The sequence below is a fragment of the Rhodococcus sp. C1 genome, assembly GCF_020809065.1.
Lineage (GTDB): Bacteria > Actinomycetota > Actinomycetes > Mycobacteriales > Mycobacteriaceae > Rhodococcus_F > Rhodococcus_F qingshengii.
In genome coordinates, this window is the sequence record NZ_CP078080.1 from 5,973,318 (window position 1) to 5,996,828 (window position 23,511).

General features: G+C 61.7%; 24 protein-coding genes. 11 read left to right on the top strand and 13 right to left on the bottom strand.

Going from position 1 to position 23,511, the window contains the following annotated elements; all coding sequences use genetic code 11:
• The first annotated feature begins 38 nt into the window (after positions 1-38).
• The 3 genes from KTR60_RS27610 (at position 39) to KTR60_RS27620 (ending at position 1,649) form a co-directional block, all read left to right on the top strand.
• Entirely contained in the window at positions 39-764 is a 726-nt protein-coding gene (locus tag KTR60_RS27610; RefSeq protein ID WP_007735703.1) for a TetR/AcrR family transcriptional regulator, read from the top strand.
• Entirely contained in the window at positions 761-1,198 is a 438-nt protein-coding gene (locus KTR60_RS27615; protein ID WP_007735701.1) for a hypothetical protein, read from the top strand. Before KTR60_RS27610 ends, KTR60_RS27615 begins: the two co-directional genes overlap by 4 nt.
• Before the next feature lie 214 nt (positions 1,199-1,412).
• Positions 1,413-1,649, top strand: coding sequence for a hypothetical protein (locus KTR60_RS27620; protein WP_003942917.1), 237 nt, complete (start codon positions 1,413-1,415; stop codon positions 1,647-1,649).
• 7 nt (positions 1,650-1,656) lie between these two features.
• Here the strand turns inward: KTR60_RS27620 and KTR60_RS27625 are convergent, their stop codons facing one another.
• Genes KTR60_RS27625 through KTR60_RS27635 form a run of 3 tightly spaced genes read right to left on the bottom strand, consistent with a single transcriptional unit; the run spans position 1,657 to position 5,158 of the window.
• Entirely contained in the window at positions 1,657-3,294 is a 1,638-nt protein-coding gene (locus KTR60_RS27625) for an AMP-binding protein (protein ID WP_050654957.1), read from the bottom strand.
• A 14-nt stretch (positions 3,295-3,308) separates the two neighbouring features.
• On the bottom strand, positions 3,309-3,773 hold the full coding sequence (locus KTR60_RS27630) for a MaoC family dehydratase (RefSeq protein ID WP_003943225.1): 465 nt from the start codon (positions 3,771-3,773) through the stop codon (positions 3,309-3,311).
• Positions 3,774-3,787: 14 nt separating this feature from the next.
• Complete coding sequence (locus KTR60_RS27635) at positions 3,788-5,158, bottom strand: MFS transporter (protein ID WP_007735697.1); 1,371 nt, start codon at positions 5,156-5,158, stop codon at positions 3,788-3,790.
• Positions 5,159-5,386: 228 nt separating this feature from the next.
• Between KTR60_RS27635 and KTR60_RS27640 the strand changes: the two genes are divergently transcribed.
• Entirely contained in the window at positions 5,387-6,076 is a 690-nt protein-coding gene (locus tag KTR60_RS27640) for a TetR/AcrR family transcriptional regulator (protein ID WP_007735696.1), read from the top strand.
• A gap of 60 nt (positions 6,077-6,136) precedes the next feature.
• A complete protein-coding gene (locus tag KTR60_RS27645) occupies positions 6,137-6,835 on the top strand; it encodes a hypothetical protein (protein WP_228401479.1) in 699 nt (232 codons plus the stop codon).
• A gap of 298 nt (positions 6,836-7,133) precedes the next feature.
• On the opposite strand, the gene KTR60_RS27650 is transcribed toward KTR60_RS27645, so the two are convergent.
• Entirely contained in the window at positions 7,134-7,661 is a 528-nt protein-coding gene (locus KTR60_RS27650) for a CinA family protein (RefSeq protein WP_158170736.1), read from the bottom strand.
• Positions 7,662-7,738: 77 nt separating this feature from the next.
• Entirely contained in the window at positions 7,739-8,887 is a 1,149-nt protein-coding gene (locus KTR60_RS27655; protein ID WP_007735690.1) for a glutamate--cysteine ligase, read from the bottom strand.
• A 160-nt stretch (positions 8,888-9,047) separates the two neighbouring features.
• On the opposite strand from KTR60_RS27655, the gene KTR60_RS27660 reads away from it, so the two are divergent.
• Positions 9,048-9,353, top strand: coding sequence for a hypothetical protein (locus tag KTR60_RS27660; protein ID WP_007735689.1), 306 nt, complete (start codon positions 9,048-9,050; stop codon positions 9,351-9,353).
• A gap of 57 nt (positions 9,354-9,410) precedes the next feature.
• On the opposite strand, the gene KTR60_RS27665 is transcribed toward KTR60_RS27660, so the two are convergent.
• The 4 genes from KTR60_RS27665 to KTR60_RS27680 all read right to left on the bottom strand — a co-directional run bounded on the left by KTR60_RS27665 (position 9,411) and on the right by KTR60_RS27680 (position 13,083).
• Complete coding sequence (locus KTR60_RS27665; protein ID WP_003943161.1) at positions 9,411-9,680, bottom strand: Rho termination factor N-terminal domain-containing protein; 270 nt, start codon at positions 9,678-9,680, stop codon at positions 9,411-9,413.
• An 87-nt stretch (positions 9,681-9,767) separates the two neighbouring features.
• Entirely contained in the window at positions 9,768-11,936 is a 2,169-nt protein-coding gene (locus KTR60_RS27670) for a catalase (protein ID WP_054188314.1), read from the bottom strand.
• A gap of 143 nt (positions 11,937-12,079) precedes the next feature.
• On the bottom strand, positions 12,080-12,316 hold the full coding sequence (locus tag KTR60_RS27675; RefSeq protein WP_003943084.1) for a CsbD family protein: 237 nt from the start codon (positions 12,314-12,316) through the stop codon (positions 12,080-12,082).
• A gap of 302 nt (positions 12,317-12,618) precedes the next feature.
• Positions 12,619-13,083, bottom strand: a complete 465-nt coding sequence (locus tag KTR60_RS27680) for a hypothetical protein (RefSeq protein ID WP_225320190.1) — start codon at positions 13,081-13,083, stop codon at positions 12,619-12,621.
• 281 nt (positions 13,084-13,364) lie between these two features.
• On the opposite strand from KTR60_RS27680, the gene helR reads away from it, so the two are divergent.
• Entirely contained in the window at positions 13,365-15,587 is a 2,223-nt protein-coding gene (gene helR, locus KTR60_RS27685) for an RNA polymerase recycling motor ATPase HelR (RefSeq protein ID WP_158170734.1), read from the top strand.
• Here the strand turns inward: helR and KTR60_RS27690 are convergent.
• On the bottom strand, positions 15,549-16,310 hold the full coding sequence (locus KTR60_RS27690) for an IclR family transcriptional regulator (protein ID WP_003942865.1): 762 nt from the start codon (positions 16,308-16,310) through the stop codon (positions 15,549-15,551). The two genes, helR and KTR60_RS27690, sit on opposite strands and share 39 nt — an antisense overlap.
• 69 nt (positions 16,311-16,379) lie before the next feature.
• Here KTR60_RS27690 and KTR60_RS27695 point away from each other — a divergent pair, with 69 nt between their 5' ends.
• From KTR60_RS27695 to dmpG, 3 genes are read left to right on the top strand one after another with little or no spacing between them, the layout of a single operon-like run.
• Positions 16,380-17,207, top strand: a complete 828-nt coding sequence (locus KTR60_RS27695; protein WP_007735684.1) for a 2-keto-4-pentenoate hydratase — start codon at positions 16,380-16,382, stop codon at positions 17,205-17,207.
• A complete protein-coding gene (locus tag KTR60_RS27700) occupies positions 17,204-18,148 on the top strand; it encodes an acetaldehyde dehydrogenase (acetylating) (protein WP_003943168.1) in 945 nt (314 codons plus the stop codon). Before KTR60_RS27695 ends, KTR60_RS27700 begins: the two co-directional genes overlap by 4 nt.
• 44 nt (positions 18,149-18,192) lie before the next feature.
• Positions 18,193-19,173, top strand: a complete 981-nt coding sequence (gene dmpG / locus KTR60_RS27705; RefSeq protein ID WP_416309284.1) for a 4-hydroxy-2-oxovalerate aldolase — start codon at positions 18,193-18,195, stop codon at positions 19,171-19,173.
• A gap of 111 nt (positions 19,174-19,284) precedes the next feature.
• Here the strand turns inward: dmpG and KTR60_RS27710 are convergent, their stop codons facing one another.
• Together KTR60_RS27710 and KTR60_RS27715 are read right to left on the bottom strand one after the other, a co-directional pair.
• On the bottom strand, positions 19,285-20,106 hold the full coding sequence (locus KTR60_RS27710; protein WP_158170730.1) for an alpha/beta fold hydrolase: 822 nt from the start codon (positions 20,104-20,106) through the stop codon (positions 19,285-19,287).
• Between the two features lie 120 nt (positions 20,107-20,226).
• The gene (locus tag KTR60_RS27715) at positions 20,227-22,053 is read right to left on the bottom strand and encodes an ATP-binding protein (protein ID WP_228401480.1); all 1,827 of its coding nucleotides are present in this window, start codon (positions 22,051-22,053) and stop codon (positions 20,227-20,229) included.
• Between the two features lie 75 nt (positions 22,054-22,128).
• Between KTR60_RS27715 and KTR60_RS27720 the strand changes: the two genes are divergently transcribed.
• Positions 22,129-22,503 (top strand): response regulator, encoded by a 375-nt coding sequence (locus KTR60_RS27720; RefSeq protein WP_223304479.1) that lies wholly within the window; start codon positions 22,129-22,131, stop codon positions 22,501-22,503.
• 27 nt (positions 22,504-22,530) lie between these two features.
• Here KTR60_RS27720 and KTR60_RS27725 read toward each other — a convergent pair whose 3' ends face one another.
• Positions 22,531-23,187, bottom strand: coding sequence for a response regulator (locus KTR60_RS27725; protein ID WP_030537435.1), 657 nt, complete (start codon positions 23,185-23,187; stop codon positions 22,531-22,533).
• Positions 23,188-23,511 lie beyond the last annotated feature (324 nt).

Genomic DNA, 23,511 nt, shown 5'->3' on the forward strand with positions numbered 1-23,511 from the left:
ACCACCGTTGAGGTATTCCCGATTTCTGGAGACGACTGATGGCACGCGAACTGATCGACCTGCTCTGGCGCGATCACCCCCTCGCGCCGAAGGGTGGCACCCGCGGCCCGCGAGCGAAGGTCACCACCTCACAGGCGGTCGACGTCGCGATCTCCGTCGCGAATACCGACGGCCTCGACGCCGTGACGGTCCGCCGATTGGCCGCCGAACTCGGAATCTCGGGCATGGCGGTGTACACCCACGTCGGATCCCGCGACGATCTGCTGGTGCTCATGGTCGACGCCGTACACGGACACAGCCCACTCCTGCCGTACGGGAACATGACCTGGCGCCAACGTGTGCGTCGGGTCGCCGAGGAAGAACTTGCCCTCTATACGGAGCATTGGTGGCTCCTGGACATCTCCGATCAGCGCTCCGCGTTGGGTCCGGGAACTATCGCGAAGTACGACCACGAACTTCACGCCTTCGACGGCACGGGACTGAGCGACATCGACCGGGACTCCGCCCTGACATTTGTCGCCGACTTCGCCCGATCCTCGGCGCAAGCGCGGCGCCCTGACCCCCGAGCAGCCGACATGGCCGAGGTGTGGTCGTCCTGGAACCAGCGTCTGGCTGCTTATCTCGGCGACGACTTCCCGCTGGCGCAGCGAGTCGGAGGGGCGGCCGGCGAGGCCAAGAACTCCCCGTACAGCCCCGAGGCGGCCTGGGAGTTCGGGCTGGACCGGGTACTGGACGCCCTGGACGGCCTCATTCACATCGAATGACATTCCTGCAATTCGTGGGAGACAATGTGTCCGTGCAGCGTTTCGGTTGGTCTCGACGGTCCGACGGCGACCCTTCGGTGTTCGAACCGCGAGAGCTGTTGCACGCCTACGAGAATCGATCGACTCGAGAGGTACGAGATTCCGGCGAGCTTCTCATCGAGATTCCGCTGAGCGACGCGAGCATCGTCGAGATCACCGTTCTTGATGCCTCTGCGGGCTGGATCGACTCCCGCGTGCGAGGACTCTGCAGTTCCCTGGACAAGATCGACCGCCGGGCTCAACGCGTACTTCGAGGGGGATTCAGCATCGGCTGGATCGAACTCGAATCGGAGCGCCACGGCGTCATCGACTACTGGGAAAACGGGGTCAACAACGAATACCCCATCTCCATCGTGTGGAATGGAAACTCCTGGGAAGAAGCGGCAACCACCTAGCCTCGAAATCAGCGGAATACATCCGCGAAGACGGGGTAGACGAGTACATACCAGCGGCACATCGACTCAACTCCAGGCGTGGTGGACAATGTTTCTCAGCGACCAGTCAATTCGTCACCACACCCGCCGTTTCGGAGCAGCTCTGTCGCCTTCACACAAGTGGCCTCCGCCCACCGAAACACAGCGCATCGCACGCTGGAGTGAGCGGTCTGAGATGCTCGGCGCGCTGTCGGTACTCCTGTTCTGGGCTTTCGGCTTCGGCATCCTGCTGGGCGTCGGCGCGATCACAACAGGAATCTTCGCGCTCCGACGTCACCCGAAGAAGTCTGGCGGGCATCTGCTCTCGAATGCCCGCCAGCTGCCATGGGATGCAATAGTCGGCCTCTTCACCGGATTCATCGGTCTGGCACTGAGCGGCTGGTTCTTCGTCGTGGTCCTACCCAACATGTAGCCCTCGGCTAGCCGAGTCCGTTCGCGGAGGTGGCCAGCGCTCGGAGTTCACGTCGGAGGATCTTGCCGGTAGTGGTGAGCGGCAAGCTGTCGATGAACGTGATCTCCCTCGGGTACTGGTAGAAAGCAAGGCGACTTTTCACGTGGGTCTGCAACTCCTGACGGAGCTCCTCCGAGGAGTTCGACCCCTCGGACAGTACGACAAAAGCGTGAACCGCTTCGCCGCGCAACGGATCCGGAACACCGATGACACCTGCCATGGCTACCTCGTCGTGCGAGAGCAGGCACTCTTCGATCTCTCCGGGGCCGATTCGGTACCCCGCGGACGAAATGACGTCATCGGCACGTCCCTGGTACCAGAAGTTCCCGGCGTCATCAGTCCGACCCAGATCACCGGTGTGAATCCAACCGTCGTACACCTTTTCATCGGTCTTCGACGGCTGGTTCCAATATCCGAGGAACTGTCCGGGGTTGCCTGCCTTCACACAGATCTCGCCTACCTCACCAATCTCGACCGGCTCGCCGAGTGGATCGAGGAGGGTGACTTCGAAGCCGGGGAAGGCGCGGCCCATCGAACCGCTGGCGGGACTCCACTTCGACCGCGACGTGCCGATGGTCAGATTCATTTCCGTCTGCCCGTAGAACTCGTTGACAGCTACGCCGAGAGTGCTCGCAACCCAGGCTTGCAGCGCGTCACCGAGTGCCTCACCACCGGTTCCCAATGCCCGCAGCTGAATACCACGCGCAGCAGTCTTGTCGACGCCGATGCTTCGCATCTGCTTGAGGGCAGTGGGAGGAATGAAGGCGCCCGTCACCTTGTGACGGCTCAGAATCTCGACCGCACGCGAAGGCGTGAATTTGTCGGGCGTCGCAACTACGGGGCACCCCAACGCAAGTGCGGGGAACAGTACGTCGAACAAACCACCGATCCAGGCCCAGTCTGCCGGCGTCCAGAAGACGTCTCCCAGCTGCGGAGCATTGTCGAACGCCGTCCGCATACCGGGCATGTGCGCCAGGAGAATTCGGTGCCCGTGGAGCGCGCCTTTCGGATTCCCGGTCGTCCCTGAGGTGTAGATGATGATGGCATGTGAATCGGGGCCCGTGGCTACCAGTTCACTACTTTCTGCGGCATCGTCGACGAGGCTGTGGAAATCGAGGATTTGCACGGGCGTCGAATCGGAGAGCCGATCGAGCCTTCCGACCACGATTACGGCTTCGAGACCCGGTATCTCACCGATTCCGTCGGCAACTCTCTCATAGCAGTCCTTCTCGACCACAAGAACTTTCGCGCCGGAGTCACGCATCCGATGTACTAACGCATCCGATCCGAACTTGACCGAAAGTGGAACGGTCACCATTCCGGATCGGAAGGCGCCCAGATGTGTCGCCAGAACCTCGATTCCCTGTGGGACCATCACACCGACGCGATCGCCTGAGACCAGGCCGAGATCCGCGAGCACGGTCGCGAACTTTCGGCTCATCGTGGCGACTTCACCGAATGTGTACCGCGCCCAGTGCCCACCGGTGTCTACGACGAGGGCCAGATCATCGGGATTCTGTACATCGACACATGCGTGCGCAATGTTGAAGTGCTCTGGCACAGCCCATTCGAAGTGTTCTGCTTCGAGGTCCTGCCACCATGACATATGCCGCCGAGAACTCACCGAGCACCCACTTCGAGGTCGAGGGAATGGGTCTCGCCTACCAGGAATGAGAATTCGCCGGAGAAGACAAGGTCTCCGTCTTGGTTGACGAGTGAGCCTTTCGACGTCACGATCGCGGTCTCACCGTCCGAGCGAGGGCGCACCGACAGCACTTCCGACACCGCATGCACCGAGTCGCCGAGGTAAGTCGGCCGGTGGAATCTGACCTGATCGAGCCCGTAGAAGCACTGCAGGTAACGGGGGTCCAACTCCACCAGACCGAGCAAGGTGGACAACATGAGGGCACCGTGGGCGATCTGGCGACCGAAGCGCGTCTGCTGCGCGTAGTCGGGGTCGAGGTGAAGGGGATGGCGGTCCCAGGTGAGGTCGGCGAAACTTCGCACATAGTCTTCGGTGACGACCCGCGGGTCCGTCACCGCAATGTCTCCGACAGAGATCTCTTCGAAACTCTTTGTGATCATTGAAGTTTCCTCTATTAGTTGACAACCGTGGAGCGTTGATCGACCGGCGGCAGATACGCCCCGTTGTCATCGATGTACATGTCGCGACTTCCTTCGTCGAGGTCGGTGTCACGGACGAAGTAGACGCTGATCAGCGAAATAACAGACAGGGCAGCGATATACACAGCGACCGCAAGCGATCCACCGGTTGCGCGAACCAACATGGCGGCAACCATCGGCGCGATTGCACCACCCAAGAGCACCCCGATCTGAAAAGCGATGGACGCTGCGCTGTACCGCACCCGTGCGTCGAACAGTTCCGCGATGAACGTCGCCTGCGGCCCGTACGAGATGCTGAGCATGAATGCGCCGACTGCCAATGCGCCGGTGGTGATCCAGAAGTTGCCGGTATCTATCGCGGCGAATGCAACGAAGACCCACACTCCCATGCCGGTGATGCCGACCATCAGGATCCGGCGTCGGCCGAATTTTTCGGACAGTTGACCGAAGATCGGAATGAAGATGACTGCAACGAGCGCGGACACCATGACCGCTCCGAGCATGAGGTTTCCGGACAGCAGATCGAACTGATCGGCGTAGGTCAGGCTGTAGGTGTTGAGGATGTAGAAGTAAGCGCCCGTGCTGATCATCGAACCTGCGGCAAGAATGATTTGACGAGGGTAGTTCTTGAACGCGTCGACCATCGGAATCTTGACCGCAGTGTTCTGCTGCTTCACGCGAGCGAATGCGGGAGTCTCTTCCAACGCGGTGCGAATGTAAAGCCCGACGGCGACCAACGCGATACTCAGCAGGAAGGGAATTCTCCACCCCCACACCAGGAATTGGTCCCCGGTGAGCGCCTTGGTGCCGAACATGACGGCCGTCGCCAGCAGAAGGCCAGCAGGCACACCGACCTGCGGCATACTGCCGTAGAAACCGCGGCGGTTCTTGGGTGCGTATTCCACAGCAGTCAGAACTGCACCGCCCCACTCACCCCCGACGCCGAAGCCCTGAATCAGTCTCAGCAATACGAGAAGAATCGGGGCCCACACACCGATCTGGGCGGAGGTCGGAAGGACGCCGACCAGGAACGTCGCTGCTCCCATCAAGAGAAGTGCGAGCACCAAGACCTTCTTGCGTCCGATGCGGTCGCCGAAGTGGCCCATCACAACACCGCCGAGTGGCCGCGCCAGGAAGCCGACAGCGAAGGTGGCGAAGGAAAGAATTGTCGCCAGCGCGGGGTCTGCGCCCGAAAAGAACAGCGGCGCAAAGACCAACGCGGCGGAGGCGCCGTAGATCTGAAAGTCGTACCACTCGATCGTGGTGCCGACCAGAACCGATCCGGCCACACGCCGCAGGGCAGGCCTGTCGACAGTTGCGGGAGATGGGGGATTCGCGTCGTTCATGTCATTGCTCCTTGTATGGAGTGCCCTGTTAGCTCTCGCACCGAGAGGGAGGCTCGACAAGGAGACTATGCAGTGACCCAGGGCACAGTCAAGCGTATTTCAATCGATCGATTGATTAGTTAAGATGCAATTTGCCAGTACACAAACAGCTATCAATCGACTGATTGACAGCCGGTCGATTTCGGCGGCGATGCTAGCATGATTGGGCAACCAACCGAAATGAGGATCATGGACCTGGGGCGCGTTCAACGGGCGGCAGTCACGCTGTTCGCGACGAAAGGATTCGCCGCCACCGGCATTCGTGAGCTCGGAGCCGAAGCCGGCATCAACTCGGCAACGCTCTACCACTACGTCGGCAGCAAAGAGTCACTGTTGGCCTCGATCATTCGGTCCTGCCTCGACGAGCTGACGCAGTCGGGAGAGCGGGCAATGCGCCGAAGCGCCGATCCCGTAGTCCAGCTCGCCGGCCTGGTGTCGTCACACGTCGGCATTACCGCCGTCAACCAACTGACTGCCCGCGTCGCCGAGTACGAGATGCGCGGGTTGACCGGAGACAACCGCATCGAGTTGCAGACCCTGCGCGACGAGTACGAGCAACTTTTCGGACAGATCCTCGAACGCGGACAACGCGTGGGCGCCTTCGACATCGAAGATCTGGCATTGAGCCGACTCGCGATACTCGAGATGTGTACCGGGGTCGCGCATTGGTACCGGCCCGGTGGGCGTCTCGAGTTGGAAGATGTCCAGCGATTCTTCGTCAGCACCACGTGCAAGCTTCTGTCGGTTCCGTCCGACGAACTGCACGGTGTGGAGTTCATTCACGACGTCCGAAAGCTGGACAGCGAGCCCGAGACTCAGTCCTCCGAGATCTGGGGAACCACTGCACAGAGCGAATTCGCGCGACAGTCCGAGCTTTAACCGCCCCCCGAAACTCCCGGCTCTGGTACGAACTGAACGTGCAACTACCCGCGGACAGTCATGTTCACAGCGAGTGGTCGTGGGACACCGGTGGACCGCTGTCGCACGCATCCGGACGAATGCAACAGACTTGCGCGCGCACCGATCCTCGACGTCGACGGCTATCTCGACAGCATCGAACGATGCCGACACCGTTTTCCTGAATTGCGGATACTCACCGGCGTCGAGTTCGGACAACCGCACCTGCACGAAGCGCAGGCGTCGCACCTCCTTGATCTCGGTGTCATCGACCGGGTATTGGGTTCCTTGCACACGCTCGAAGTCGGCGACGATCGGAGTGAACCGAACACTCTGTTTCGAAAGTGGAGTGCCGACGAAGTCATGTGGGCATACCTCGATGAGATCCCGCGTATGGTGGCTGACTCTCGGACCTTCGAGGTGTTCGCCCATATCGACTACGCGGTGCGTGCATGGCCGATCGAAAGTGCCGGACCTTTCGATCCCCGTCGATTCGAAGAGGGATTCCGAAATGCGATGCGCGCCATCGCCGACAGCGACCGGATCCTCGAGATGAACACCCGTCGGCTGTTGCCCTGGATACCCCAATGGTGGGGCGAAGAGGGAGGTAAAGCGGTGACATTCGGCAGCGATGCACATGTGCCCGAAGCTCTGGCAGCCAATTTTCCGGAAGCGACCGCGATGCTCGCGCACTACGGATTCCGTCCGGGTCAACGTCCCGAAGAGTATTGGACCCGCTGATCCGCCTGACTCCCAGACCGATATTTCCGTGAACTCGGGTTGTCGGAGACGGATCAACCCGCAATAGTCGATGTATGGATCGGTACAAAATCACGATGCCCGACGGCTCTTCGACCGAGGAACCTTTCAATTCCGACAAGGAAGCAATCACTTGCGCAGTGGATGCGAACCGAGGAGTCAGCAAGAACCTCGTAGTCGAAAAATACACGGCCGACGGTCATCTGGTTCCAACCGCGCAGGCGCCTGCGAAACACACAGGTCGTCACAAGAAGAACCGTTCGAAGAGTTGAAAACTCGACTAGTTCACAACTCTCGAACTCGGTGTGTGGCGACCGGATGCGTGACGCAGAAGTAGTTGGATCGCGTGCTCGACAGTTGCACCGAGGACAGCTTCGGGGTCGCCCGAGAAAACCTGCTTCTCCGTTTCGGCGGTCCCATGGTCGACGACTCCGAACCACACAGTTCCGGGTCGAACGTTCTCCTGGGTATCAGGACCGGCTTCACCGGTGACGGCCAGCGTTAGCGACGCACCCATCAGTGTGGCGGTGCTGTGCGCCATGACCCTGGCTGCCTCTTCGCAGACCACTGGCCCGTCCGGAACATGAAGTACGGAATGTTTCACCTCGCGGGTGTACGCGACGATCCCACCACAAAACCACGATCCGGCGTCCGGCGCCTTTCCCAGATGTGCGGCGATGTTCCCGGCAGTCAACGATTCCGCCGTCGCCACCGACAGACCGTTTTCCTCTACTGCCGCAGCCAATTGCCTGCACATATCGTCGAGATCCTTGTCCGACGGAAGCTCGGGTCGTGGATCGCCATTCATATGTTCCTCCTCCTGCAGTCCGATCGGTGACTTCGACAAGACATTGAAAGTTCTCGAATGCCCATTCCAACCGTGCCTTACAGCTCACTGCCCCCTTGCGAACTGCACCCTTCGAAAGTGCGTCGAGCGCACTCGTCGATCACATCAGCTACACGTGACCGACGCGTGAGTTGACGGCGCTGCACGATCGCCCCGTTTCCGTTGCTGAACACCTTGTCCAAGGAGGCCGTGACCTGCTCGAATTCTCCGAATGCAGTCAACGCAGGTTCGACGTGATCCACCAATTGCCGAACCGCCTGGTGTGCAGTCAGCAAGCGCACGGATTCCACGTCCAGCGACCTCCCGTCGAGTCCGTCACGCGCCGCCCGCCAGCAAGCCGCGCGGAGTAGCTCGTGATCGACAGCAGGCGCTGCTTCACCTTTCGTGATCGCGGCGGATGCGGTACCGACGAGTGCCTGCACCAGTGTGGCCAGAGTCATCGTCTCCTCCACGGTGGCGGGCACGTCGCTGATCCGAATCTCCACGGTGGGAAGGTGATCCGACATGCGCACATCCCAATAGACCATGTGTGGATCGAGAATGACCCCTGTCTCCAGCATTGCTGCAACAGCATCTTCGTAGTGCGCCACGGACTCGAAGTAGGGCGGCGGACCCGAACTGGGCCATCGGCCGAACAGAACGTAACGCCAACTCGCATAACCGGTATCGCGACCGGCGCTGATCGGAGAGTTCGCCGTCAGTGCCAACAAGGTCGGTAACCATGGGCGCAGATGGTTGATGATCTGGACCGATCGTTCTCGATCTTCCACACCGACATGAATGTGGCAACCACACATCACACCTTCGGTGATCGCTCTGAATTGACCGGCCATTCGCTGGTATCGCGACGTTTGAGTGATCTCGTCTACCGGCGGATCGTAGAACGGCGTCCCGACTGCGATGAGTTGACAACCCACACGGGCAGCGGCGTCGGCGGTGACGGCACGCGACTCACAGAGTTGATCACGAAGATCACGAATATGGTTTCCGATCGACGTAGACGTCTCCACCTGACAGCGCGTGAGTTCGAGTTGCAGCGAGATACCGAGTTCCCGCCCGGCGGCAGCAACCTCGGAGTTGCGCAGAGTGGGATGTCCAGTCTGCGGATCGCAGAGCAAGAACTCCTCTTCGACACCGAGAGTCGGTGTACCTACCGAGAATATGTCGGGAGTCGGCTTCGCGTTCATAGGGCTTCCTCGCACCGGTTTTCATCCACATCCGATACTTCGAGCGTACGACCTTCTACCCCTTTCGGCACTACTCCGACCGTTTCATCCAGTCACCGATCGGGTAGTTGCCCTGTGAACCGACGACGAGCGAAGAATCGCAAGTCGTCATGAGCTCAGGATGGAGTGTGCCGTGACAAACGCGAGCGAAAGTTCACCGGTAGATGACGAACACACAAATCGATCGCACGTAGGGGAGGCAATCAGCGACGGTCGCAACTATCCCGGATACCTGCTGATCGGACTGGGCCTGGCAACACTCGGATTGACCTTGGTGGCAGCAGGTTACGGATTTCGTGGTTGGGCAGTCATTGCCGGCGTCGTGTGCGTGGTGTCCTTCATCGTCGGAACACTGGCCATCTTGATGGAACACCGACGGGTCAAACGACTGGAAGGTCAGGAACTCTTCGATCAAGAAGGGCACTGAACCGACCGCTCGAGTCGTATTCTGCACAAGCAGAATACGACTCGAGCAGAACACAGCTCAGTGAGTGCGGAGTTGCTCGATCAGCTCACCCTTGTTCAGCTTCGAATAGCCGTGCAGATCGAGTTCCTTGGCACGTTTCTTCAGCTCGTCGACTGTCCACTCCTCGTACGGCGAGGATTGTCCGCCGGACTTGGCGACATTCGACCGCCCTCGATTGGCGGCCGCATTGGAGATTCGGGCCGCCTTCTCCTTGGAATCGCCCTTCTCGCGTAGCTCTTCGTAGAGTTCTTGATCCTTGAGTTGAGGTTGTGAGTCCTTGCGAGCCACTGTTTCGTCCCTTCACTCGTCTTCACTCCGACGGTGTGGCCGAACTGGCAATTCGGCCACACCGCAGGTTCGAACGTACGTCGGCACTCAGGATGTAGGCGGCACCTCGAAACGCCCCCACACGCGGTGCGTCTTCAGAAGCTGAGCCAGCGAGGCGAGCGCTCCTTCCGCGTCTGCATCGACGACGACTCCCAATGCAGACTCGTCGATACCGGCCGCAGCCAGCGCACTCATGCTCTCTCCCCAACCACCAATTGCCTTGCTGTGACGATACATTTCGTTCAGCAGAGTCTCCACCCGTGGATCCAACTTGCCCTCGCCGATCCGAGAAACGTCGCCGCTCAGCAGGATTGCATCGAATTCGATCGAACGAGCTGTGAGGTACGTTCGCTGCACCGTCACCGCGTCGTCACCGTCCCCGATGGTTCCGCCGTGCGGGCCGAGGATCAGCGGCACCATGCCGGCGTCGAAGATCTTGTCTCGAACGGCGACAACCGTTTCGAGATCGGAGTTCTCATCGACCAGTAGTGCGATGATCCTTCCGTCTACCGGCCATTCCGCACCAACCTGGGACAGTGCAGGGCTGAGCTCCGGATCACTCAACGGCTCGGTCGGTTCGGGAACCGGAAGGCCAAGCCCCCCTGCGACGATCGACACGAGACCCGCGTCGATATTTGCCAAGATGCCCAGATTCCGGGTCTTGATGTTCTCCTCGTAGCACTTACCCAATTCGAAGGTATACGCCTGCGCGACGTGCTCCTGCTCGACAGGGGAGAGACTGCGATAGAAGAGTCGAGCTTGCGAGAAGTGATCGTCGAACGATGCCGGCGCCTGCCTCACCTTTCGCCCTGAAACTTCTTCGGGCACCTCGATATAGGCCGCGCTCTCCGCCGAGGCCAAGAACGGGCACCCACCGTCCAACGAATTGGGATGGTACGGCGCAACTCCGGTATGTACACCGTCCTGATGAAAGCCGTCGCGAAGCATGTCGTTGACAGGCGCGTGAGGACGGTTGATCGGGATCTGATCGAAATTGGGGCCACCGAGTCGCGTGATCTGGGTGTCGAGGTACGAGAACAAACGTGCCTGCAGGAGACGATCGTTGGTGATGTCGACACCCGGAACCAAGTGACCCGGATGGAATGCAACCTGCTCGGTCTCGGCGAAGAAGTTCGTCGGATTGGCGTCGAGTGTCATCGTTCCGATGACCTGAACCGGCGCGAGTTCTTCGGGCACGATCTTGGTGGGATCCAATAGATCTATGCCTTCGAACATTTCGTCTTCGGTATCAGGGAACACCTGCACGCCCAGATCCCAGGACGGATATGCGCCCGCCTCGATGGCGTCGGCAAGATCGCGTCGATGGAAATCCGGATCCACACCGCCGGCGATCTGCGCTTCCTCCCACACGAGTGAATGCACTCCGGCGGCCGGCTTCCAGTGGAATTTCACCAGATTCGTCTCGCCATCGGCATTCACGAGCCTGAACGTGTGAATACCGAAGCCCTCCATCATGCGATAGGAGCGCGGGATGCCGCGATCGGACATGTTCCACAATGTGTGCGCCGTGGCCTCGGTGTGCAGCGACACGAAATCCCAGAATGTGTCGTGCGCGCTCTGCGCCTGCGGGATCTCGCGGTCCGGGTGGGGCTTCGCGGCATGGATGATGTCCGGGAATTTGATGCCGTCCTGGATGAAGAACACCGGGATGTTGTTGCCCACCAGGTCGAAGACACCTTCGTCGGTGTAGAACTTGGTGGCGAAACCGCGTGTGTCGCGTACGGTGTCCGCCGAACCTCGTGAACCCAGCACCGTCGAGAACCGCACGAACACCGGGGTTCGAGCACCGGAAGCGAACACCGATGCTTTACAGATGTTTTCGGCCGCGCCATTCGCCAGGAACATTCCGTGTGCGGCCGCCCCGCGGGCGTGGACGACGCGCTCCGGAATTCGCTCGTGATCGAAGTGTGTAATCTTCTCACGCAGGTGGTGGTCTTGAAGAAGAGTCGGGCCGCGCTCGCCGGCAGTGAGTGAGTGGTCGGTCTCGTAGAGACGTGTACCGGTTGCGGTGGTGAGGTACTCCCCCCGCTGGCCGCGACCGTTTCCCTTCACCTTCTCCTCGGCACCCGCGACGGTACGCACCTCCGGCTGCCGCTGGTCATCCTTGGGCGGCAACGGCTGTCGAGGCTTGACCGGCTCTTTCAGGTCCGGCGCTTTCGGGGCCGGTGCACCTGGGACGGACTGAGATGAAGGCATCGAACAGCTCCTCTTGATCGTCATGCTGGGCGCAAGAATCTTGTTACGCCTTATGTAAGTAGAGATTTCAAACTGAACGCGGAGCCACGACTCACCCCCGTCTGGGATCAATCCCAGGCCGAGGGTGACGAGTGCGTCAGGGGCTATTGCTCGGACTTCTGTCGCGCTTCGTCCGCGGCCGCTTCTGCGCGAGCCTTCTCGGCTTCTGCCTCTTTCTTCGCGACTTCTCGCTGGCTTTCGGCCTTGTCCTGCTGGGCGCGGCCCTCTCGGGTCAAACTGTCGTTTCCGGAAACCGCACCCACGGCTTCCTTGGCCTTACCCTTGACGTCCTCTACGACGCCTTTGATTCCCTCGCTGGGACCGCTCTTGTCATCTGGCACGTTGACCCTCCAATACGTTTCGGATTCTCGCTCGGGGATCCCACACAGGTAGGACTCCCACACAGAAGGCCCTACCCCGTCGAAATTCGCATAAACATCCGTGCACCGACACGCCGCAACGCGTACAAGAAGCGGCCACCGAGGGGAGTGCCGTTCACTCTCGTGTGTTATTCAGTGCTCATGAGCCAGTTACAGACCGATCCCCCCGTGGGCGGAACGCTGTCCACGATTCGCGCGCTTGCGCCCAACCTGGCTCCGAGCGAGCGATGCGTCTCGAACATCTCAAATAGCAAACAGCATTCTCAGAAACTGTTTACCGGGCACAGGAATTGGCGGGACTCGTTCCAGAAGGGGAAGAGGTCGGTGGTGGTGGCCGTGGGGTGGTCGATCTCGGCGAGAGTGTAGAAATCGAGAATCGTCCGCCCGGCGGTTGCGCTGACCTCGCATGCCTGCAAGCTCAGTTTCGCCTCCGCCACGAAGCCGATACTGCGGGCGAAAGGTCCGAGGGTCCCGGCATTGACAAAACCCTCGAGGTTTTGTCCCCACTGGTTGTAGTCCGACTGCAAAGCAAAGCTGCATGTTTCACCGAACAACTCGGTGCAGGTTGTCGGCTTCCCACCGATCGTGTGAACCGTATCGGCGAGCTCGTGCGAAGTACCTTCGCGCGGTGATCCGGAAAGGAGAAGCAAGACGGCGACGGCCAGGGCAACCACCAGAAGGATGCTCGCGGCCGTTGCCAGTATCGCCTTCACAATCCCTCGATCCACGTAAGTTCATGAGGGGAACCGTTTTTGGAACACCGGTCACTGGATTTGTACCCGTGACACTCGGGGTCCAAACATCGATCAGGCTGGGAGCCGTGCATCAGGCTGGGGGGTCGCGAGAGGATCTGTGGGAAAAAGCCGAGGGAGGATCGACACTCCCTTCCACTATCAATGTATATCGCACCGGGGGCCTTGCGGCAAGGCCCGGGTAGTGCCGCAGAATGGCTCTTCCGATCCCGCACGACCCACTACGGGATCGGAACAGCCAGCGGAAGTGAGGGCACGTGCCAACCCAGGGATACGAAGAAGAACTGCGATCCGAGCGGAACTATGTGGAGACGCTCTACGCACGCCTCGATGCGGAGCGCGCCCGAGTCAAGGGCAGGTACAGCACCGCTCTGCGCGGAAACGGCGAAGCACTCATGGAACGCGATGCAGAGGTGCGCGCGCTCGCCAAAGAGGTGAAGAGGCTGGACGTAGCCGACAACGGCCTGTGCTTCGGCCGGTTGGACTCGCTGTCGGGTGAGACTTCGTACATCGGCCGAATCGGCCTTCTCGATGCGGACAACGACTACGAACCGGTGCTGCTCGATTGGCGGGCGCCGGCATCCCGCCCGTTCTACGTTGCCACCGCTGCAAACCCGGAGAACATGCGTCGACGCCGTCAGTTCCACACACGCAGTCGACACGTGGTCGATTTCACCGACGAGGTACTCGGGCGCCCTGACGGCGCAGAACACGACACCCACAGCGATTCCGCCTTGCTCGCAGCAGTCAATGCACCCCGCGGTGAGGGAATGCGGGACATCGTGGCGACCATCCAGGCCGAACAGGACGACATCGTCCGACTCGAACACCCCGGGGTGCTGGTGATCGAAGGTGGCCCCGGTACCGGGAAAACCGTCGTCGCCTTGCACCGCGTCGCCTACCTGCTCTACACGCAGCGAGAGCGAATGGAACGTCACGGCGTCCTCGTGGTCGGGCCGAACCCGGCGTTCCTGAACCACATCGGCCGCGTACTGCCGTCGCTGGGCGAGTCCGACGTGGTGTTCATGACCACCGGTGATCTCGTTCCGGGTTTACGCGTCACCGCCGAGGACGCTCCTGAGGCCGCTGGGCTCAAAGGCTCGCTGAAGATCCTGGACGTTCTCGGCGCAGCGATTGCCGATCATCAGCGATTGCCCGAGAACCCGTTGTTGATCGAATTGGCGGACGTCACAGTGCGAATCGACGCCGAAACTGCGGAGTGGGCCCGAGAAGAAGCTCGTTCGAGCGGACTCCCCCACAACGACGCTCGGACTGTGTTCACCGAAATCGTCACCTGGGCACTGACCGAGCGGGCGATAGCGCGGATCGGCAAGGGATGGTTGACACGCAGTGACCGTGAAGCCTGGGAACAAGTGCGCGCAGATCTGACCGCAGAGTTGGCGGAGAATGACGCGTTTGCCGCCGCACTCGACGCACTCTGGCCGATCTTGACACCGAAAGAGCTACTGACACAGCTGTTTACTTCGCCGGAACGCCTACGCAAGGCAGGCGCAGACGAGACACTGTTGCGCCGAGAGGGTGATGCCTGGACGGTGTCCGACGTTCCGCTTCTCGACGAATTGGTGGACATGCTCGGCCGGGACAAGCCCGTCGACCAGAGTGCCGAACGTGAACGCCGCGACGAGGCTGCGTATGCAGCGGGCGTGCTGGACATGATGATCAGTCGTGAAGACTTGATGGACGACGAGGATCATCTCCTCGCCCAAGACATGCTGTACGCCGAGGACCTGGCGGATCGTTTCGTCGAACGCGATACCCGGGAGCTCGCCGAACGCGCTGCTGCTGACCGAGACTGGACGTACAGGCATATCGTGGTCGACGAGGCACAAGAGCTGTCCGAGATGGACTGGCGAGTCCTGATGCGCCGTTGCCCGGACCGGTCTTTCACGGTGGTAGGTGATCTCGCGCAACGACGTTCACCCGCAGGTGCCCGATCGTGGGCGACGATGATGGAGCCGTACGTTCCCGGCCGCTGGATCTACCGATCCCTGTCGGTGAACTATCGCACCCCCGCCGAGATCATGAGCGTCGCCGCCGCCTTGCTCGCCGAGTTCGCGCCAGACGTCCAGCCACCCGAGTCCGTCCGCGCCTGCGGGATCGCGCCGTGGTCCAGACAAATATCCGCCGACGAACTAGCCTCCGCCATCGACGAATTCAATCAGGACGAGGCCGGACGCGAGGGTACGAGCGTCGTCATCGGACCTGCGAGTGTGCCCGGCGCTGTGCCGGTTTCGGAAACGAAGGGCCTGGAGTTCGATGCCGTGCTCGTCGTGGAACCGGAGCGAATCATCGCCGACGGCCCACGCGGTGCGTCTGAACTCTATGTCGCCCTCACCCGCGCGACCCAACGTCTCGGCGTCTTACACGAGGGGCCATTGCCGCACGCATTGACCGGGCTCGTCCGGGTCGGGACGGCCAGATCACCGCAATCGTTCGCGGCGAGCGATCGTGCTGTGTAGGCCTTCGGCAGCAGCGCGCACGTAGGACACCTGGCTCTCGGGGACGAAGCGACTGGTGGGACCGGTGACACTGATGGCCGCGACGGGTTTGTCATTGGTTCCGAATACCGGCGCCGCAACGCACGCGAGACCCGGCGCTGATTCCTCGCGCTCGAACGCAATACCGGTCTCGACCACTCGGTTCAATTGAGTATTGAGAATGCCGGGCGCAACAATTGTGTGCGGGGTTCGGCGCGTCATCGGCTCCGACAGCACCTCGCGGCGAAACTCGTTGTCGGAGAATGCCAGGAGCGCCTTGCCGATTGCGGTGCAATACAGCGGTATCCGGCCACCGGTCCGGGACGGCGAGTTGGCTTGCCGGTGTCCGCCGATCTTCGCGACGTATACGACGTCGTGGCCGTCACGGACCCCCAGGTGGACTGTCTCGTGGGTCCGCTCGTACAGGTCCTGGAGGAACGGCATCGCCATCTCCAGGAGGCTACGTTCGAGAGAGGCGAGCATGCCGAGTTCGAAGAGGCCGCCGCTGAGCCGGTAGCCACCGTCGATACGGTCGAGTAGCCGGTTCGCGACCAGTTCGTTGGCCAGGCGGTGCACCGTCGCCTTGTGCAGGCCCGTCCGCTGGACCAGGGTGGCCAGAGGCAACACGTGGTCGTCGGCCCGGAAGGCGCGCAGGATCGTCACCGCCTTGCCGAGCACGGTGTCGAGGTTTGCGCTGCCAGTCACCTCCCCAGCGTATCGCTGAGTGAGACAGTTCCCTGGCGCAATCTCGGTGCCGCGGCGAAAGTAGTGGCCATGAGCCAGCCCACGAATACCAGTACAGCTAGCGAGACCGACATCGCAGCTGCTGCGGACCGCCTCGCAGCCGCCATCGCGAGCGGCACTCCCTGCGCGCCCGTGCGCGATCTGATCGGCGCCGACGACCTCGTCGCCGCCTACGCCGTCCAGCGCCGCGTCGACGAAATCCGTCGGCAGGCGGGGGCCGTGGTCGTAGGCCGCAAGATCGGCCTGACCTCGGTGGCAGTCCAGCAGCAGCTCGGTGTCGACCAGCCCGACCTCGGCGTGCTGTACGCCGACATGGAGTTCCCCGCGGGCGGCGCCATCCCCATGAGCCGTTTGATCCAGCCCAAGGTCGAAGCGGAAGTTGCCTTCGTGCTCGGTGCCGACCTCGTGGACGGACCGCTGGACAGTGCGCAGGTGCGCGGTGCGATCGACTACGCCGTCGCCGCGATCGAGATCTGCGACAGCCGCATCGAGTCGTGGGACATCAAGTTCGGTGACACCGTCGCCGACAATGCGTCCTCGGGCGTGTACGTCCTGGGAACCGAACGACGCACCCTCGACGAGGTGGAACCCGCCGGCGTCGTCATGTCGATGTCCGTCGACGGCACCGAGGTGTCCACCGGCGTCGGAACCGCCTGCCTGGGCGATCCGATCGAAGCCGTCGTCTGGCTCGCCCGCACTGCACGTGAGTTGGGGCAGCCGCTGACCGCAGGGCAGGTGATCCTGTCCGGCGCTCTCGGCCCCATGGCACCGGTCACCGCAGGCAACGTAGTCACCGTGACCGTCTCCGGGCTCGGTTCCGTCACCACCAGTTTCTCCAGCGAAGAGGACAACGCATGAGCAAGGTCAAGGTCGCGATCATCGGATCGGGCAACATCGGCACGGATCTGATGATCAAGGTGCTGCGCAACTCCGACTACCTGGAGATGGGCGCGATGGTCGGTATCGACCCCGCGTCGGACGGCCTCGCTCGCGCGGCGCGTCTGAACGTGCCGATCACGGCAGAAGGCGTCGAAGGCCTTGTCGGTCTGCCGAACTTCGACGAGATCGAGATCGTCTTCGACGCCACCTCGGCAAAGGCTCACGTGGCCAACAACGCGCGGCTGGCTCCCCTCGGCAAGCGCATGATCGACCTGACGCCTGCCGCGATCGGACCGTACGTCGTACCGGCTGTCAACGCGGACGAGCACTTGGACGCACCCAACGTCAACATGGTGACGTGTGGCGGCCAGGCCACCATCCCGATGGTTGCCGCTGTTTCTCGGGTCGTCCCGGTGGCGTATGCGGAGATCGTCGCGTCCATCGCCTCCAAGTCGGCCGGCCCCGGAACGCGCGCCAACATCGACGAGTTCACCGAGACCACGTCCGAGGCGATCGTGGCAGTCGGCGGCGCTCGTCGCGGCAAGGCCATCATCATCCTCAACCCCGCTGAGCCGCCGCTCATCATGCGCGACACGGTCTTCTGCCTCGTCGACGCACCGGACCCGGCTGTTCACGACGAGATCCGTCAGTCGATCGAGAAGATGGTCGGCGACGTGTCCGCGTATGTCCCCGGCTACCGGCTCAAGCAGGAAGTCCAGATCACCGAGATCCCGGCCGACCAGCCCGTCGAGACGTTGCTCGTCGACGGCAATCGCCCCACCCACCAGGTGTCGGTGTTCCTCGAGGTCGAGGGCGCGGCACACTACCTGCCTGCGTACGCCGGCAATCTCGACATCATGACGTCCGCCGGAATGCAGATCGCGGAGCGCATCGCCCAGCAGAAGGAAGCAACCAAGTGAGCAACCGCAAGATCTTCGTCCAGGACGTCACCCTTCGTGACGGCATGCACGCTGTCCGCCACCGCATTTCGCCCACCGACGTCAAGCGGATCGTCAAAGCTCTCGACGCTGCCGGCGTCGACGCGATCGAAGTAGCGCACGGTGACGGCCTCGCCGGCGGCTCGCTCAACTACGGCCCCGGCTCGAACACCGACTGGGAATGGATCGAAGCAGCGGCCGAGGTACTCGAGCACGCTCGTCTCACCACGCTGCTGCTTCCGGGTGTCGGCACGATCAGTGAACTCAAGCATGCTTACGACCTCGGTGTTCGCTCGGTTCGCGTTGCCACGCACTGCACCGAGGCCGACGTCTCCGCGCAGCACATCGAGACCGCCCGCGAGATCGGCATGGACGTCTCGGGCTTCCTGATGATGAGCCACATGGCGCCTGCCGAAGAACTGGCCAAGCAGGCCAAGTTGATGGAATCGTATGGCGCGCACTGCGTCTACGTCACCGACTCGGGTGGACGTCTGGTGATGAACGACGTCGCGGATCGTGTTCGTGCATACCGCGACATCCTCGACGAGGGCACCGAAATCGGTATCCACGCCCATGAGAATCTCTCGCTCTCGGTTGCCAATTCCGTTGTTGCAGTGCAGAACGGCGTCACCCGCGTCGATGCTTCGCTTGCCGGTCACGGCGCCGGTGCCGGCAACTGCCCCCTCGAGGCCTTCATCGCCGTCGCCAACATCGAAGAGTGGGAGCACGGCTGCGACCTGTTCGCCCTGCAGGATGCCGCCGACGACATCGTCCGACCACTGCAGGACCGGCCGGTCCGCGTCGATCGCGAAACCCTCACTCTCGGCTACGCCGGCGTGTACTCGAGCTTCCTGCGCCACGCCGAAGCTGCGTCGGAGCGCTACGGAATCGACGTTCGCACACTGCTGCTCGAAGCTGGACGCCGCCGTCTGGTGGGTGGCCAGGAGGACATGATCGTCGACATCGCGCTCACCCTTGCGGCGCAGGCGAGCAAGGAAGCCGTCTGACGCGCTGCCGAGTTCTCTGATACCCGAGTCCCGTCTCCGGACGAGGGCGGGACTCTGTCACGTAAAGGCCGGTGGTGACCATACGGTCACCACCGGCCTGGGCTGAATGGCTTACTTGGCGATGAAGTCGAGAATGTCTGCGTCCAAAGCCTTCTGGTAGTCGCCGTAGATTCCGTGCGGCGCACCCTTGTAGATCTTCAATGTGCCGTCATTGACCAATTCGATTGCCTTGAGGGCGGCTGCGCCAATGGGAACGATCTGGTCGTCGTCACCCTGCGCAATGAAGACGGGAACGGTCAACGCCTTCAAGTCCTCGCTGAAGTCCGTCTCCGAGAACGCCTTGACACAGTCGTAGGCAGCTGCCAGATTGACCAGCATTCCCTGGCGCCAGAAATCGTCCTTCGCCCCCTGGGACACGTTCGACCCCTCGCGATTTGCGCCGAAGAACGGCTCGGCGATGTCGCGATAGAACTGCGAACGGTCGGTGAGAACTCCGGACCGGATGTCGTCGAACGCTTCGATCGGTGTGCCCTCCGGGTTGTTCTCCGACTTCACCATGATCGGCGGAACGGCGCCGACGGTGATCACCTTGGCAACACGCCCTGCGCCGTGTTGCGCTGCGTACCGAACGACCTCGCCGCCTCCGGTCGAGTGACCGACGAGCGTCAGATCGTGGAGGTCGAGCGCTTCGACGAGTTCAGCCAGATCACGGGCATAGGTATCCATGTCGTTGCCCTGATAGGTCTTCGAGGACCGGCCGTGGCCGCGACGGTCGTGTGCGATGGCACGGTAACCGGCGTCGGCGAGCAACTTGAGTTCCAACTGCCAGGCGTCCGAGGAGAGGGGCCAACCGTGGCTGAGCAGCACAGGCCTCCCGGCGCCCTGTTCGGTGTAGTAGATCTCGGTTCCGTCGGAAGTGGTGATGTACGGCATGATGTCCTCCTGGGCGAAAGGTTCTCGTTGGGTAACAAGAACATTCGTCCACTTCAGGAGCGATGTCGTCGCTGCTGGCTTCCATTGTGGGGGAGCGCTACCCGGGGAACCCACTACCGGCTAACTGGTAGAGGGATCGATGCGAACGGTGATGGTGGTGCCACCACCGACCGGGCTCGAGATCGTCAGAGTTCCTCCAACCGCGGCAACGCGGTCCTGCAGCCCGATCAGACCCGAACCGCTTTCGGCGTCTGCTCCCCCCTTGCCATCGTCACTGATGGTGAGGTCCAGACGACCCTCTTGCGAGACGGCCGCGATCGTAACCACGGACGCGTCGGCATATTTCGCGGTGTTGGTGAGCGCTTCAGCGACAACGTAGTACGCCGCGACTTCCACAGAATCGGTTAGTCGAGTGACGATCTCGGCTGTGAGCGCGACCGGGATCGGACTGCGGCGAGCCAAAGTCTTCAGCGCCGGCGCGAGACCCCCGCGGGACAGGATCGCCGGGTGAATTCCTCGCGAGAGTTCACGAAGATCGGTATTGACTTGAGCTAGTGTCTCAACGGTGCGGGCCAAGCTGATTCGCAGCTCATCGAATCCGTCGGGAACTGCGGCCTGAGCGCCGCGTAACTCCATCCCGAGAGTGACGATCCGCTGTTGCGCCCCGTCGTGCAGGTCACGTTCGATGGTTCGGCGGGCTTTGTCGGCTGCAGCCACGACGCGCGCCCTGGACCGTGTGAGCTCGCGCCTGGTTTCACCGTTGTAGACCGCGGTTGCGAGCAGGTCTGCGAAGTCGGTCAACCGGTCCTCGACGTCACTCGCGAGAACACGTCCCGTACCGCCGATGATTACAGCTCCCCACGTCCGACCGTCGACGTTGATCGGTACCCCGATTCCCGTACGCAACCCGCGTCCGCGCAGCCTCCCCGCGATCGCCCCTGTCGCAGTGGTGAAGTCGATGGCAATCGGCGCACCCGAAGTCTCGACGATCGTGCAGACGTTGTATCCACCGACAGGGAAGCGTTCACCCGGGATCAATCGTTCTCCGGTTGTAGTATCGTCCCGCGCAGCGAGAATTGTGAAGTAGTAGTCGTCGTCGTAACGCACGACCGACACGTGTTCGATGTCCAGTCCGTCGGCCAACTCCGCGGCGACAGCATGATGGACATCGTCGGGTTCGGCTCTCGAGGCAACAAGTGTCGCTACGCGTCGCAGTGAAGCCTGCTGACGCGCCAACGCGAGAGTCTGTTCGAGAAGTACCCCGCGATCTCGCACAGCGGCAAGCAGGGCCTCGAGCGACGGTACGATTCGTTGAACGCGGCGAGCATCGGCCTGGGTCAACTCTGCCGGTACAAGTAGCGAACCCGCGACACAGGCTCCATCCCGTAGAACGATCCGCCTCTGCCCGCGCCCCACCGGGGCATCCGCGGGCCCTAACTTCGCATACGGCGCGGGCAGGTCGAGCACGGCGGACAATCGCACGCTCGCGTCGTCAAGCATCTCCACTACATTCGACGTCCGAAGCATCGTCCGAGCCAGCGCAGCCAACAGATCCGCCTCACGACGACGCTGATCCGATTCCATGGCGCGAAGACGTGACTGACCGACGAGAACGTTGGTCAGCAAGGCCAGGACGAGAAAAACCACCACTGCCGGTACAAGGCTTTCACGGCTTTCGACGACGTGGATGTAGGCGTACGCGGCAGTGCTGGCAACCGCCGTCGCAATTGACAGCCGAAATCCCCAGCCTGCCGAAACGACGAGGACACCGAAAAGAAAAACCGCGCCGAACGCATTCTCGGGTGCAATCCGCTTCAACATCAGAACGAGAAGAATCTCCACGACAATCAATCCCGTAGCCAGGGCGATGCCCCAACCGAGGGGAGGAGCGCTCGGACGCAGCACGGACGTGACGAGACGGCCGCGCAACGGAACTGACGAAGTCATCGGACGCCCGGGTTCCCCGAGAAATTACGGGTAGCGGTAATGCCGGGTGCGCCGACGTCTGACAGCCTTGACAGGGTGAAGTCTTCCGACCGGAGCTGCCTCATCGTCGACGACAGCGATGCATTCTGCACCGCTGCACGACGAGTGCTCGAGGCCGCGGGTATGACGGTTGTCGGAACCGCATCCAGCCTCGGCACGGCCATCACAGTGGCCGAAGCTACCCACCCCGACCTGGTCCTGGTGGACATCGACCTCGGTTTCGAAAGCGGATTCGACGTGGTGGAGGTTCTCCACGCCGCCGGTTTGGCGCCGACGCCGGCCATCATCCTTGTGTCGACACACGACGAAGAAGACTTCGCCGATCTTGTCGAATCGAGTTCAGCCATCGGATTCCTTTCGAAGTTCGAACTGTCCGCAGACTCGATTGCGCGGATTCTTTCGCAAGGATGAGTGTGCCGATTCAAACGCAGACACCCGTCAGCTGACGGCATCGAGATACATGATGACTGCGCGCACGCGGCGATGGTCGTCGGCGGTACTCTCCAGATCGAGCTTGGTGAGGATGCTCCGCACGTGCTTTTCGACGGTGCCCTCGGTGATCCACAGCCGACGCCCTATCCCCACGTTCGACAGGCCTTCTGCCATCAGCGTCAGCACTTCTCGCTCGCGGACGCTAAGTGCCGCCAACGGGTCGTCACGTCGCCTGGCCGCCACCAATTCGTAGACCAGAGCGGGATCGATGACCGAGGCGCCGGCTGCGATCCTGTCGAGCGTCGCGACGAAATCGTCTACGTCGGTCACTCGACTCTTGAGGAGGTACCCGATCCCCTTCCCTCCGTCGAGAAGCTCCAACGCATGATCGACCTCGACATGTGCTGACAGTAAAAGCATTGCAACGGAGGGGAACTCTCTTCTTATACGCAGCGCTGCGTCGAGCCCTTCCGAAGTGTGTGACGGTGGCATCCGGATGTCGATGATGGCCAGTTGCGGATTTTGCCCGTCGACCAGTGTCAGCAGTTCGTCCGCATCCCCTGCCTGTCCGACGATTTCCAGGCCTGCCCGAGTGAGCAGGCTGGCCACCCCCTCCCGTAGGAGCACGTCGTCGTCGGCGATGACCACTCGCAGGGCCGTCACAAGACTCGGCTCGATACCTGTTGCACGAGGGCCGCCTTCCACTTGCAGTCCGCACTCGCAAGTGCGTGGCGGCCGGAGATGGGACCACCGCTTAAAAGATAACGGACATATGCCACCTTCACCGCTCTGATCTCGAGGAGCGAAACCGTCGTGCGCAGATTCCGCACTCAACGCTGCGAGTCTCCCCACATCAATACAAGCCAAACCCTATCGATTTCCGAAAATGCTTGCAGGCGAACGGTTATCCTTTGACACGAAGATGCACTGCGAGTCCCCCAGGTCTCGTCATCGCTCCACATTTCGGCCAAGACCCGATACCACCAT

Excerpts from the sequence above, each read along its gene's own strand:
- KTR60_RS27715 (WP_228401480.1), bottom strand. The coding sequence starts at position 22,053 with ATGACTTCGTCAGTTCCGTTGCGCGGCCGTCTCGTCACGTCCGTGCTG.
- KTR60_RS27610 (WP_007735703.1), top strand. The coding sequence starts at position 39 with ATGGCACGCGAACTGATCGACCTGCTCTGGCGCGATCACCCCCTCGCG.
- KTR60_RS27700 (WP_003943168.1), top strand. The coding sequence starts at position 17,204 with ATGAGCAAGGTCAAGGTCGCGATCATCGGATCGGGCAACATCGGCACG.
- KTR60_RS27635 (WP_007735697.1), bottom strand. The coding sequence starts at position 5,158 with ATGAACGACGCGAATCCCCCATCTCCCGCAACTGTCGACAGGCCTGCC.
- KTR60_RS27625 (WP_050654957.1), bottom strand. The coding sequence starts at position 3,294 with ATGTCATGGTGGCAGGACCTCGAAGCAGAACACTTCGAATGGGCTGTG.
- KTR60_RS27695 (WP_007735684.1), top strand. The coding sequence starts at position 16,380 with ATGAGCCAGCCCACGAATACCAGTACAGCTAGCGAGACCGACATCGCA.
- KTR60_RS27660 (WP_007735689.1), top strand. The coding sequence starts at position 9,048 with ATGGAGTGTGCCGTGACAAACGCGAGCGAAAGTTCACCGGTAGATGAC.
- dmpG (WP_416309284.1), top strand. The coding sequence starts at position 18,193 with ATGCACGCTGTCCGCCACCGCATTTCGCCCACCGACGTCAAGCGGATC.
- KTR60_RS27650 (WP_158170736.1), bottom strand. The coding sequence starts at position 7,661 with ATGAATGGCGATCCACGACCCGAGCTTCCGTCGGACAAGGATCTCGAC.
- KTR60_RS27615 (WP_007735701.1), top strand. The coding sequence starts at position 761 with ATGACATTCCTGCAATTCGTGGGAGACAATGTGTCCGTGCAGCGTTTC.
- KTR60_RS27655 (WP_007735690.1), bottom strand. The coding sequence starts at position 8,887 with ATGAACGCGAAGCCGACTCCCGACATATTCTCGGTAGGTACACCGACT.
- KTR60_RS27670 (WP_054188314.1), bottom strand. The coding sequence starts at position 11,936 with ATGCCTTCATCTCAGTCCGTCCCAGGTGCACCGGCCCCGAAAGCGCCG.
- KTR60_RS27630 (WP_003943225.1), bottom strand. The coding sequence starts at position 3,773 with ATGATCACAAAGAGTTTCGAAGAGATCTCTGTCGGAGACATTGCGGTG.
- KTR60_RS27620 (WP_003942917.1), top strand. The coding sequence starts at position 1,413 with ATGCTCGGCGCGCTGTCGGTACTCCTGTTCTGGGCTTTCGGCTTCGGC.
- KTR60_RS27710 (WP_158170730.1), bottom strand. The coding sequence starts at position 20,106 with ATGCCGTACATCACCACTTCCGACGGAACCGAGATCTACTACACCGAA.
- KTR60_RS27640 (WP_007735696.1), top strand. The coding sequence starts at position 5,387 with ATGGACCTGGGGCGCGTTCAACGGGCGGCAGTCACGCTGTTCGCGACG.
- KTR60_RS27645 (WP_228401479.1), top strand. The coding sequence starts at position 6,137 with ATGTTCACAGCGAGTGGTCGTGGGACACCGGTGGACCGCTGTCGCACG.